Annotated in this window: 11 protein-coding genes; 2 read left to right on the forward strand and 9 right to left on the reverse strand. The window is 61.7% G+C overall.

What is annotated here, in order from left to right:
* Nucleotides 1–317 precede the first annotated feature (317 nt).
* The 9 genes from ABDB87_RS06765 to ABDB87_RS06805 form a co-directional block, all read right to left on the reverse strand.
* Nucleotides 318–743, reverse strand: coding sequence for a F0F1 ATP synthase subunit epsilon (locus tag ABDB87_RS06765; RefSeq protein ID WP_345925308.1), 426 nt, complete (start codon nt 741–743; stop codon nt 318–320).
* Nucleotides 744–842: 99 nt separating this feature from the next.
* Nucleotides 843–2,267: a F0F1 ATP synthase subunit beta gene (atpD, locus tag ABDB87_RS06770; protein ID WP_345925309.1), complete on the reverse strand. Its 1,425-nt coding sequence runs from the start codon at nt 2,265–2,267 to the stop codon at nt 843–845.
* 23 nt (nt 2,268–2,290) lie between these two features.
* Nucleotides 2,291–3,160: a F0F1 ATP synthase subunit gamma gene (atpG, locus tag ABDB87_RS06775; RefSeq protein ID WP_345925311.1), complete on the reverse strand. Its 870-nt coding sequence runs from the start codon at nt 3,158–3,160 to the stop codon at nt 2,291–2,293.
* A 13-nt stretch (nt 3,161–3,173) separates the two neighbouring features.
* Nucleotides 3,174–4,712, reverse strand: coding sequence for a F0F1 ATP synthase subunit alpha (atpA, locus tag ABDB87_RS06780; RefSeq protein WP_345925313.1), 1,539 nt, complete (start codon nt 4,710–4,712; stop codon nt 3,174–3,176).
* Between the two features lie 10 nt (nt 4,713–4,722).
* A complete protein-coding gene (locus ABDB87_RS06785; protein WP_345925315.1) occupies nt 4,723–5,259 on the reverse strand; it encodes a F0F1 ATP synthase subunit delta in 537 nt (178 codons plus the stop codon).
* 3 nt (nt 5,260–5,262) lie between these two features.
* Nucleotides 5,263–5,736, reverse strand: a complete 474-nt coding sequence (locus ABDB87_RS06790; RefSeq protein ID WP_345925316.1) for a F0F1 ATP synthase subunit B — start codon at nt 5,734–5,736, stop codon at nt 5,263–5,265.
* A 48-nt stretch (nt 5,737–5,784) separates the two neighbouring features.
* Nucleotides 5,785–6,027, reverse strand: coding sequence for a F0F1 ATP synthase subunit C (atpE, locus tag ABDB87_RS06795; protein ID WP_385917445.1), 243 nt, complete (start codon nt 6,025–6,027; stop codon nt 5,785–5,787).
* A gap of 77 nt (nt 6,028–6,104) precedes the next feature.
* Nucleotides 6,105–7,004: a F0F1 ATP synthase subunit A gene (gene atpB, locus ABDB87_RS06800; protein ID WP_345925318.1), complete on the reverse strand. Its 900-nt coding sequence runs from the start codon at nt 7,002–7,004 to the stop codon at nt 6,105–6,107.
* 1 nt (nt 7,005) lies between these two features.
* Nucleotides 7,006–7,347: an ATP synthase subunit I gene (locus ABDB87_RS06805; RefSeq protein ID WP_345925320.1), complete on the reverse strand. Its 342-nt coding sequence runs from the start codon at nt 7,345–7,347 to the stop codon at nt 7,006–7,008.
* A gap of 464 nt (nt 7,348–7,811) precedes the next feature.
* Between ABDB87_RS06805 and aas the strand changes: the two genes are divergently transcribed.
* Together aas and ABDB87_RS06815 are read left to right on the forward strand one after the other, a co-directional pair.
* On the forward strand, nt 7,812–9,962 hold the full coding sequence (gene aas / locus ABDB87_RS06810; protein ID WP_345925322.1) for a bifunctional acyl-ACP--phospholipid O-acyltransferase/long-chain-fatty-acid--ACP ligase: 2,151 nt from the start codon (nt 7,812–7,814) through the stop codon (nt 9,960–9,962).
* Nucleotides 9,963–10,035: 73 nt separating this feature from the next.
* Nucleotides 10,036–12,210, forward strand: coding sequence for an AMP-binding protein (locus tag ABDB87_RS06815; protein WP_345925324.1), 2,175 nt, complete (start codon nt 10,036–10,038; stop codon nt 12,208–12,210).
* The last annotated feature ends 234 nt before the right edge of the window (nt 12,211–12,444 follow it).

A 12,444-nucleotide genomic window follows, 5' to 3' on the forward strand; every position in this document is an offset into this window, starting at 1 on the left:
TGAGCGGAACGCCGCGGGTTGGCGTGATGGCGCTTCCGGGGTATCGATCGCCCGGCTCTGCCATGTCCGTCCGGATGAAGGTCGGGAGCTCTTGGCTGCTTGAAAAGCCGGGCTTTCAGGTCAGCGGCCGGCCGCCAGTGATGCCGGCCCTGCCCGCTTCGCGGAGGATCATTCGCGCCGAGGAGCGGCCAGGGTCTCTCCGCAAAACGACGGACTTCCGCAGCGCCCCCCGACGCTTGCGGAGACGCACACGGGGGGCTCTGCCCCGCAAATGAAAAAGGCGCCCTGCGGCGCCTCCGGTTCCTGCAAAGCCGTGCTCAGTGCGAACGATGACGATAACGGTCGATCGTGGACAGCTGGGCAATGGCTTCGGCCAGTTCGGCCTGCGCGGAAGCGTAATTCACTTCCTGCTGGCGATTGGCCATGAGCTCTTCTGCGCGCTTCTTGGCTTCCAGCGCCTTGGCTTCGTCGAGATCCTTGCCACGGATCGCGGTGTCGGCCAGAACGGTCACCAGATTCGGCTGGACTTCCAGCATGCCGCCGGCAACGAAAATGACTTCCTCTTCGTTCCTGTTCGGCAGCTTGATGCGCACGGTGCCCGGACGGATGCGGGTCATCAGCGGCGCATGGCCGGGCAGGATGCCCAGCTCACCCATTTCGCCCGGAAGCGAAACGAGCTCGGCCAGACCGGAGAAGATTTCCTCTTCCGCGCTGACGACATCGACATGAACGGTCATTGCCATTGTGTTTCTCCGTGAGTGGAGAGTCGGGAGTCAGGCGTCGGGAAACCGTCCGGCGCACGCGCGCCCCGACTCCCCGATCCCCACTCCCCACTCCCTGCCTTACTGCAGCGTCTTGGCCTTCTCGACCACTTCCTCGATGGTGCCGACCATGTAGAAAGCCTGCTCGGGCAGATGGTCGTATTCACCGGCGACGATGCCCTTGAAGCCCTTGATGGTGTCCTTCAGCGGCACGTACTTGCCGGGCGAGCCGGTAAACACTTCAGCCACGTGGAAGGGCTGGGACAGGAAGCGCTGGATCTTGCGGGCGCGAGCCACGATCAGCTTGTCTTCCGGCGCCAGTTCGTCCATGCCGAGAATCGCGATGATGTCGCGCAGTTCCTTGTAGCGCTGCAGGGTCTGCTGCACGCCACGCGCCACGGAGTAATGCTCTTCACCGACGACCAGCGGGTCGAGCTGGCGGCTGGTAGAGTCGAGCGGATCCACTGCGGGGTAGATACCCAGTGCAGCGATGTCACGCGACAGCACAACGGTCGAGTCAAGGTGGAGGAAGGTGGTGGCAGGCGACGGGTCGGTCAAGTCATCCGCCGGCACATACACGGCCTGGATCGAGGTGATCGAGCCGACCTTGGTGGAGGTGATGCGCTCCTGCAGCTTGCCCATTTCTTCGGCCAGCGTCGGCTGATAGCCCACGGCGGAAGGCATGCGGCCCAGCAGTGCGGACACTTCGGTACCGGCCAGGGTGTAGCGGTAGATATTGTCGACGAAGAACAGGATGTCGCGGCCTTCGTCGCGGAACTTCTCGGCCATGGTCAGGCCGGTCAGTGCCACGCGCAGACGGTTGCCCGGGGGTTCGTTCATCTGACCGAACACCATCGCAACCTTGGACTCCTTCAGGTTGTCGAGCTTGATAACGCCCGCTTCAGCCATCTCATGGTAGAAGTCGTTCCCTTCACGGGTCCGCTCGCCCACGCCGGCAAACACGGAAAGACCCGAGTGCTGCTTGGCGATGTTGTTGATCAGCTCCAGCATGTTCACGGTCTTGCCCACGCCGGCGCCACCGAACAGGCCGACCTTGCCGCCCTTGGCGAACGGGCAGATCAGGTCGATCACCTTGATGCCGGTTTCGAGCAGGTCCACCGAAGGCGACAGCTCGTCGAACTTCGGAGCCGGCTGGTGAATTTCGCGACGCTCTTCGCACTCGACCGGGCCGACTTCGTCGATCGGACGACCCAGCACGTCCATGATGCGACCCAGCGTGCCGTGGCCGACCGGAACCGAAATGGCGGCGCCGGTGCCATTGACCTTCATGCCGCGGCGCAGGCCGTCGGAGGAGCCCATGGCGATGGTACGGACGATGCCGTCACCCAGCTGCTGCTGCACTTCGAAAGTCAGGCCCTTCTCGACCAGCGCGTTTTCTTCGCTGGCGTCGAGCGTCAGGGCTTCATAGACCTTGGGCATGGCGTCACGCGGGAACTGGATGTCCACCACGGCGCCGATACACTGAACAACGGATCCTTGACTCATTGTCATATCCTCAATAACTAGATTCAAACTGCGGCGGCGCCGCTGACGATTTCCGAAATCTCTTTCGTAATCGCAGCCTGACGGGTCTTGTTGTAGACCAGCTGCAAATCCTTGATGACCGTTCCGGCGTTATCCGACGCAGCCTTCATCGCGACCATCCGTGCGCTCTGCTCCGAAGCCATGTTCTCGGCAACGGCCTGGTAGACCAGCGCTTCGACGTAGCGAAGCAGCAGTTCATCGATGACCACCTGCGGGCTGGGCTCGTAGAAGTAATCCCAGGTGTGGGTCGGCGCGCCCATGATGTCGCCGGAGAGGGGCAGCAACTGCTCGACCACCGGCTCCTGACGCATCGTGTTCACGAAGCGCGTGTAGGCGATGTAGACCTTGTCGACCTCACCCGCGAGGTACTTGTCGATCATCACCTTGACCGGACCGATCAGCTTCTCGAGATGAGGCGTATCACCGATCTGTACGACACGCGACACGACGTTGGCCCCCATGCGCTGCATGAAGCCCAGGCCCTTGTTGCCGATTGCCGTGACCGCGATGTCCTTCTCGCCCGCAGCCTGCCACTCGCGCATGGCGTTGACCACCACGCGCAGCACGTTGGTGTTCATGCCACCGCACAGGCCCTTGTCGGTCGTGACCAGAACCAGTCCCACGCCCTTGCCGGAGTTCTGCACCGTCAGGAACGGGTGACGATAGTCCGACAGATTCGCATGTGACAGGTTGGCTGCAAGCCGACGCACCTTTTCGGCATAGGGGCGGGCCTGCCGCATCTTTTCCTGCGCCTTGCGGCGCTTGGATGCGGCGACCATTTCCATTGCCTTGGTGATCTTGCGGGTGTTCTGGACGCTCTTGATCTTCGTCCGGATTTCTTTTCCGCCAGCCATGATGTTTTCCCGGTTACGCCCAGCTCTTCTTGAACTCGACGATCGCAGCCTTCAGCGCTGCTTCAGCGTCGGCATCCAGATCCTTGGTCGAATCGATCTTGTTCATCAGTTCCGCGTAGCTGGTACGCAGGTATTGATGGAGACCGGTTTCGAAAGCCAGGACGCGCTTGACGTCGACGTCGTCGGCGTAGCCACGGGTCACCGCATACAGCGTGACAGCCATCTCAGCGACCTGCAGCGGCGTGTATTGCGGCTGCTTGAGCACTTCCACGACGCGACGACCACGCTCGAGCTGCTTGCGGGTGGCTTCGTCCAGATCGGAAGCGAACTGTGCGAAAGCGGCCAGCTCACGATACTGTGCGAGGTCGGTACGGATACCGCCGGAGAGCTTCTTGACGACCTTGGTCTGGGCGGCACCACCGACGCGCGACACCGAGATACCGGCGTTGATGGCGGGGCGGACACCGGCGTTGAAGAGGTCGGTTTCCAGGAAGATCTGGCCGTCGGTAATCGAGATCACGTTGGTCGGCACGAAGGCCGACACGTCACCGGCCTGGGTTTCGATCACCGGCAGCGCGGTCAGCGAACCGGTCTTGCCCTTGACTTCACCGTTGGTGAACTTCTCGACATATTCCTCGTTGACGCGTGCGGCGCGCTCGAGCAGGCGGCTGTGCAGGTAGAACACGTCACCCGGATAGGCTTCACGGCCCGGCGGACGACGCAGCAGCAGCGAAATCTGGCGATAGGCCCAGGCTTGCTTGGTCAGATCGTCATAAATGATGAGGGCATCCTGACCGCGGTCGCGGAAGTATTCACCCATCGTGCAGCCGGAGTAGGCGGCGATGTACTGCATCGCGGCGGAATCGGAAGCCGAAGCTGCCACCACGATCGTGTATTCCAGCGCGCCCTGCTCCTGCAGCTTGCGCACCACGTTGTTGATCGTGGAGGCCTTCTGACCGATCGCCACATAGATACAGAAGAGGTTCTTGCCCTTCTGGTTGATGATCGTATCGACGGCCACCGCGGTCTTGCCGGTCTGGCGGTCACCGATGATCAGCTCGCGCTGGCCACGGCCGACAGGCACCATGGAGTCGATGGCCTTCAGACCGGTCTGCACCGGCTGGGACACGGACTTCCGCCAGATCACGCCCGGAGCGACCTTTTCGATCTTGTCGGTCAGCTTGGCGTTGATCGGGCCCTTGCCGTCAATCGGGTTGCCGAGTGCGTCCACCACGCGCCCCAGCAGTTCGGGGCCGACGGGGACTTCCAGAATGCGGCCGGTACACTTGACCGTGTCGCCTTCGGAGATGTGGGTGTAATCACCGAGCACCACCGCGCCGACCGAATCACGCTCGAGGTTGAGCGCGAGGCCGAAGGTGTTGTTCGGGAATTCGAGCATTTCGCCCTGCATCACGTCAGTCAGGCCATGGACACGACAGATACCGTCGGTCACGGTGACGACAGTACCTTCGTTGCGAGCAGTGGCCGCCAGTTGCAGGTTCTGAATGCGACTCTTGATGAGATCGCTGATTTCAGAAGGATTGAGTTGCATGAATGTGCTCCTAGTTCTGTAGCGCAGCGGCCATGGTGTTGAGCTTGCCGCGTACCGATGCGTCGATCACTTCGTCGCCGACGGCGATACGGATGCCACCGATGAGTTCGGGATCGATCTCGACTGCGACGCGCACCTTCGACTTGAAGTGCGCCTCGATATCGGCAGTCAGTGCGGCAAGGGCGGCGGGTTCGATCGGGAAAGCAGAGCTTACGACTGCGTCACGGACGCCCTCGTGTTCGCTCCGGAGCTGCTCGAACAGCTCGCGGATTTCGGGCAGATACTGGGCGCGTTCATTGTCGACCAGCACTTCCACGAAATTCGCTTCTTCCTTCGAAACCTCACGCCCGGAGCTTTCCACCAGCAGGCGGGTGATCTGTTGCGAGCTCAGGCGGGGATTGCCGAAACAAGCCTGCACCTGGGCGTCGGCGACAACCGTCGCCAGACGCTCGAGCAGCCCCGACCAGGCGTCGAGCGCGCCAGCCTCGCGGGCAAGCGCGAACACCGCCTCGGCGTAAGGGCGCGCAAGGGTGACGTTCTCGGCCATGGTTCAGTTCAGTTCCTGTTTCAGGTTTGACAGCAGCTCGGCATGGACCTGGGCATTGATTTCGCGACGCAGGATGCGTTCGGCACCGGAAACGGCCAGAGCCGCCACTTGTGCACGAAGTTCTTCCTTCGCACGCTGCACAACGGTCTCGGCTTCGGCTTCCGCCGCCTCGCGAGCCGCCGCAACAATCGATGCGGCCTGGGCGCGGGCTTCGTCAACGATCTGGGCGGCCTGCTTTTCAGCCGTGCCACGCAGATCGGATGCCGACTCGCGAGCCTTGCGGAGCTCTTCGCCCACGCGCTTCTCGGCGAGCGCCAGATCAGTCTTTGCCTTGTCTGCCGCCGCCAGTCCTTCGGTTATCTTCTGGGCACGCTCATCAAGCGCCTTGGTGATCGGCGGCCACACGAATTTCATCGTGAACAGCACGAACACCAGGAACACAACGAGCTGCGCAATAAGCGTAGCGTTCAGATTCACGGCACTAGCCTTTCTTGATGATGAGTAGCGATGTCGCTCAGGAAAGGCTTACTTCAGGAACGTCGAGGTGGCGAACCAGAGGGCGATACCGGTACCGATGATGAATGCAGCGTCGATCAGACCAGCCAGCAGGAACATCTTGACCTGCAGGGCGTTCATCAGCTCGGGCTGACGGGCCGACGATTCGAGATACTTGCCACCCATCAGCGCGATGCCGATACAGGCACCGACAGCACCCAGACCGATGATCAGACCGCAAGCCAGTGCGATGAGGCCAAACTCTTGTTCCATGACAGCTCCTTTAATGGTGGGGTAAAACGTGGGTATGAAGTAGAGAACAATTCTTTCCGGATCAGGGCTGCGCCCTGTCAGTGCCCTTCATGCGACTGGCCGATGTACACCAGCGTCAGCATCATGAAGATGAAAGCCTGCAGCGTGACCACGAGGATGTGGAATACGGCCCATGCGAAACCCGCCACGATCTGGCCCAGCCAGAGGAAAGCGGAGGGCGCATTGAGACCGGTCCAGGTCGCGCCCATCAGCGCGATCAGCATGAAGATCAGTTCGCCGGCAAACATGTTGCCGAACAGCCGCATGCCGTGCGAAACGGTCTTGGCGCAGAACTCGATGATCTGCATGGCGAAGTTGATGATGCCGAGCGCGACGGCAAACACCGGGTTCTTGCTGGTGCCGAAAGGCGCTGCCACAAGCTCGTGCGCCCAGCCACCCAAACCCTTGATCTTGATGTTGTAGTAGAGGCAGATCAGCAGCACGGTCAGCGCCATGCCCATCGTCGCGTTGATGTCAGCCGTCGGCACGACGCGCAGATAGGCGTGGTGTGCGTCGCCGCCGGTCGAACTGTAGATGCCTGCCCAGATGCGCGGCAGCACGTCGAGCGGCAGGAAGTCCATGGCGTTCATCAGGAAAACCCAGAGGAACACGGTCAGGGCCAGCGGCGCGACAAACTTGCGGGATTCTGCACTGTGGATCAGGCCCTTGGCCTGGTCGGCCACCATCTCGATGAGGATTTCGATGGCGCACAGGAAACGGCTGGGCACACCGGAAGTCGCCTTGCGTGCCGCACAGAAAAGGATCAGGCCACCAATGACTGCCAGCGCCACGGAGAAAAACACCGTGTCATAGTTGAGCATCGTCCAGTCGATCAGTGCTTTCTGCTTGCCACCCGTTCCATTGAAATAGGTCAGGTGGTGGGCGATGTATTCGCCGGCACTCATGCCATGCTGTGCAGTTTCGTTTTCGACGGACATGTCAGGTTTTCACCAATAAAGCCAAAAAATTCGCCTGAAGCGTCACGATCAGTCCGGCAATCAGAGCCGGCCAGCTCAAGCCCGGAAATTCCGCCCGGATAATCACGAGCAAGGAAAGAGCCAGGGCGATCTTGATCGCTTCTCCCACAAAAATATCCAGCGCCGAAGTTCCGCTCGGTCTGCGCCTGCTGTTGAACAGATACAGCACACACGCAAGCGTGGGCAGCCAGCACACTGTGCTGCCCAGCCCCGCCGATACAGCCGAACGTGAGCCGCCGATCAGCCAGGCGCCGATCATGCAGGCAAGCGCGAACAGGATCTGTAATCCGACGAGCTTGAACATGGTGATCAGGGGGACCGGGCGGCAAAAAAGACCGCGCAATCTTAGAAGCCGCCATGACACAAGTCAAACCTGCTGCATTGCGGCAAACCCGTACCACACAAAGCTTTCGCCCGGTTTCGAGGGCTCAAAGCCATGCCTGGCAAGGATATTGTCGCGAAAAAGCCGAGTCGTGAAATCTTCTTGGCCGCAGGTTGATTGTGCGCAACAGCACGGCATTTTTTGATTGATCAAACTCAAAAACAAATTGGATGTTCGTTTGGCCATCTTGAAATCAGGCCGGATTTCGTAGCAATACGCGCAATCCGGGCTGCTGAAATGACTTCAAAAGCCCTTGCCATGGGTATTTCGCGGGATTGGCACTATTGCAACGCAGCACGCCCGGGCGCTCCCGTTTGCGCTAAAGTCGCCGCTCGGCTTTGCCGGACGCCGGATTTGCGCCGGTCTGTTTCCAAGGATCCATCAAAATGAGCGCTGCGAAACGCATCGGTCTCATCGTGCTCCGCGTGATCTGTCGCCTGCTTTTCAGGATTGAAGTGCGCGGCAATGTCCGCGTGGACACGAGCAAGCTTCTGATCATTGCCAACCACGAGTCTTTCCTAGACGGCCTCTTGCTGGGCATCACGCTGCCGTATTCGCCAGTCTTCGTCGTCCATACGGGCACGGAACGCAGTGCGTTCTTCCGACTGATCCTGCGCGCGGTCGACCATCTCTCTGTCGACCCGACGAGTCCGATGGCAATGAAGTCGGTCATCCGCCTGATCAACAGCGGTCGCCCCGTCGTGATCTTTCCGGAAGGCCGGATCACGACCACCGGCAGCCTCATGAAGACCTATGACGGTCCGGCATTCGTGGCAGCGCGGACGGGTGCCACGCTGCTGCCCGTCCGGATAGACGGGGCATCACGCACCTATTTCTCACGCCTGTCGGATCATCAGCCGCGCCAGCTGTTCCCGCGCATCACGATCAGTGTCCAGCCCGCTACCCGGATCGAGTGGCCGACCGAGGGGACGGCACGCGAGCGTCGCCGTCGCGCCGGCGAAGCCATGCGGCGACTGATGCAGGAGATGATCTTCGCCAGCCGGCCGCGGCAAACGCTCTATGAAGCGATGCTGACCGCCATCTCGATCCACGGCCGCTCCTGGCGTCTGGTCGAGGACATCAAGCAGATCGAGTACAGCTATGGCGATCTGCTCAAGATGACGCTCGCATTGGGGCGGCTGGTGTCGCGCAAGTGTGCGCCCGGCGAACGGGTTGGCGTTCTGCTCCCGAACCTCGCGCCCACCCTCGGGCTGATCTTCGGTCTCTCGGCTTTCCGCCGCGTGCCGGCCATGATGAACTACACCTCGGGTGCAGAAGGCATGCTGGCCGCCTGCGAGGCAGCCAGTCTCAAGCGCGTGGTGAGTTCGCGTGCCTTCATCGAGCAGGCGAAGCTGGAAGACAAGGTTGCGGCCCTGGCCGCGCAGCACGAAATCATCTACCTGGAAGACCTGCGCGGCGAGATGACGGCCTGGGACAAGGCCTGGCTCATGCTGTGGGCCCTGCGCTTCCCGGGTCTGGCGGTACCGGCTTCGGATGCGGAAGAACCCGCCGCCGTCCTCTTCACCTCGGGCTCGGAAGGCAAGCCGAAGGGGGTCGTGCTGTCGCACCGGGCCATCCTGGCCAATATCCAGCAGGCGCGGGCGGTGATCGACTTTTCCTGCGAGGACAAGCTGCTCAACGCCCTGCCGCTGTTTCACTCCTTCGGTCTGACTGCCGGCGGCCTGCTGCCGGTGATCTCGGGCGCCAACGTCTTCCTCTACACCTCGCCACTGCATTACCGGGTGATTCCGGAACTGGTCTACGACCGCAACTGCACCATCCTGCTTGGCACCAGCACCTTCCTCTCGAACTATGCGAAGCATGCGCACCCCTATGATTTCTATCGCCTGCGCTATGTGATCGCCGGTGCGGAAAAACTGACCCAGACCGTCCGCGCGAACTGGTTCGAGAAATTCGGGATCCGCATCCTTGAAGGCTACGGTGCAACAGAGTGCGCCCCCGTGCTGGCCGTCAACACGCGGATGGCCTACCGCACCGGCTCGGTCGGCCAGCTGCTGCCCGGGATGAAAGCGAAACTGGTGCCGGTGCCCGGCGTGGAAGTGGGCGGTGCGCTGCATGTGTCCGGCCCGAACATCATGAGTGGTTACCTGCGTGCGGAGAATCCCGGTGTGCTGGAGCCGCCCTCGTCCGAAGTTGGCAAGGGCTGGTACGCCACCGGCGACATTGTGGATATCGATGCTGACGGCTATCTCTACATCGTTGGCCGCCTCAAGCGCTTCGCCAAGGTGGCAGGCGAAATGATCTCGCTGGAGGTGGTCGAACGCCTGGCGAACCAGGCGTCCGACAAGGGCATCCATGCCGCGACCAGCCAGCCGGATGCGGCCCGCGGCGAAAACATTCTGCTCTACACGACAGACAAGTCACTGACGCGCGATCAGCTCCAGGCCGCGGCCAAGGCCTCCGGCTCACCGGAAATCGCGGTGCCGCGAAAGATCATCGTGGTCGAGGAATTGCCGGTGCTGGGCTCGGGCAAGACCGACTACGTGACGCTGAAGCAATGGGCCGAAACAGCCTGACAACACCGCCCTGCCCGCCATGCCGTCCCGGCCACCTCCGGCCGGGATACCCGGAAATTCCGCTGGAGTACCCATGCTGCAACCCGTCCTGAAAGCCCTGCTGCGCCTGATGTTCCGCCTTGTGTTCCGGGTGCGCGTGCATGGCAATCCCGACATCCGTGCCGACCGTCTGCTGATCGTCGCCAACCACGAGTCTTTCCTCGATGAATTGCTGCTGGGGCTCTTTCTGCCCCAGCGCCCGGTCATCGTGGTGTATGCCAGCGCTACGCATAACCGCCTTTTCCGCTTCTTCGCGCTCGGTCTGGTCGACTATCTCGCGATCGACCCGAACAACCCCCTGGAACTCAAGGCCGTCATCCGGCTGCTCGAAACCGGACGCCCGGTCCTGATCTTTCCCGAAGGCCGCGTCACCACGACCGGCAATCTCATGAAAACCTATGACGGCCCGGGCTTCATCGCGGCCAAGGCCGGTGCAACCATCCTGCCGGTGCGTATCGAAGGTGCGGCACGCAGCCATTTCTCGCTCGTGAAGGGGCGCTTCCCGCGCACGCTTTTCCCGCGCATCCGGCTCTTCGTGCAGGAGCCGACCCGCATCGAGAACGAGAAGGTTTCCCACAGCGAGCAGCACCACCTTGCCGCCGAATCGATGCACCGCGTAATGACCGGGCTCATGTTCGCCGGCCGCTCCGAGCAGACCCTGTACGCCGCCCTGCTCGAAGCCGCCCGCCTGCAAGGCCGCAACTGGCGCTTCCTGGGTGATGTGGAGCGGGTTGATTATTCCTACAACGATCTGCTGCGCAGCGCGCTGATTTTCGGCCGCAAACTCGATGCTCGCCTGGCGAAGGACGAACGCGCCGGATTGCTGCTGCCGAACTCCGCCTCATTGCTGGCACTGCTCTTCGGCCTCTCCGCCTTCCGCCATCCGCCCGTGCTGCTCAACCCGGCAGCGGACTGCGAGCTGCTGCGCACCGGTGCGGCCGGTGCCGGGCTGCGTACGATCATCACCACGCGAAGCCTGACCACACAACCCGGTTTTGCCGCAAAGCTTGCGGCACTGGGCGGCATCGAACTGATCCTGATCGAAGATCTGCATGAAACGGTGAGCCTCGGCGATCACCTGTGGTGGCTGCTGTGGGCCAAAGCGCGCGCCCGGCATGTCGTGCCGCAGGGCCGGCCCGAAGACCCGGCGCTGGTCATGTTTACGGCCGGCTCGGGCAGTCGCTGCAAAGGCGTTGTGCTGTCGCACCGCGCAATCCTGTCGAATGTTTCGCAGCTGAGGTCGGTGCTGGACTTTTCGTCCAATGACGTCATCATCAACGCGCTGCCCCTCAACAGCCCCTTCGGACTGACCTGCGGCGCGCTGATTCCGCTGCTGTGCGGTGCGAGGCTGTTCCTGTACCCCTCCGCACAGCATTACCGCGTCATTCCGGAAATGTCCTATACGGCCCCCTGCAGCATCCTGTTCGGCAGCAACACTTTCCTCGCCCATTACGGCGAGAATGCGCGCCCCTTCGACCTGCACGGGCTGCGCTACGTAATTGCCGGGACCGCGCCTGTCAGCGATACGGTGCGCCAGCTCTGGTTCGAGAAGTTCGGGGTCCGCATTTTCGAAGGCTACGGCACGGCCGAAACGGCGCCGGTCATCAGTATCAACACCCCGATGGCCTGCCGTCTTGGCAGCGTGGGGCAATTCCTGCCCAGCCTGCGTCACCGCCTCATGCCACTGGCAGGCGTGGTCCCGATCCATGGCGGCCGCTGCGGTCAGCTTCATGTCGCGGGCCCCAATCTCATGGATGGCTATCTCGCCGGCATGGACACCCCGCCTGCCGCGACAGCAATCCCGGATGAAGCGGGCTGGCATGACACTGGAGACATCGTGGAAATCGACCCCGACGGCTTCGTATATTTGCGGGGGCGGGCACGGCTCGAGCTCAGGCTGGGGGACAGCCAGGTCTGTCTCGGCGTGCTGGAAATGATTCTCGACGAAAACCGGCCGGCTGGCAGACATGCCGTCGTGTCGGACGAAGCCACTCCTCCTTCGCTGACGGTGTTCAGTACCGACCCCATGCTCGATCACGAAGCAGCCATGGCGCATTTCGGTGCAGCCGGTCTGACCCCGCCCCCCGAAGCCATCAAAGTCGTCACGATCGATGAAATTCCGCTGGAAACCGCCAGCAACAAGCCGGATTACGGAATATTGCGACGCAACACGGAGCTGATAAACGGTCAAACTTCACATTCCGGCTGACTTAATTCGGCCGAAAGGGCACTCCGGGATGCCCTGCCCATACGGCAAGGAATTGAGCAAAATCGTGAAATAGTTCCTGGCTTTTCAACCTGCCCTTTAGGACAAACTGAAATCCGACATACGCGTCAACCCTAGTATTCAAGAGGGTTCCGGCGCAGTTCTGCCGCCTCCCGCCGACAGACCGGGCATGTCACGTGCTTCGTCACGAATGCCGCATCGCAGCATCTGACCGGC

The sequence above is a fragment of the Uliginosibacterium paludis genome (assembly GCF_039631355.1).
Lineage (GTDB): Bacteria > Pseudomonadota > Gammaproteobacteria > Burkholderiales > Rhodocyclaceae > Uliginosibacterium > Uliginosibacterium paludis.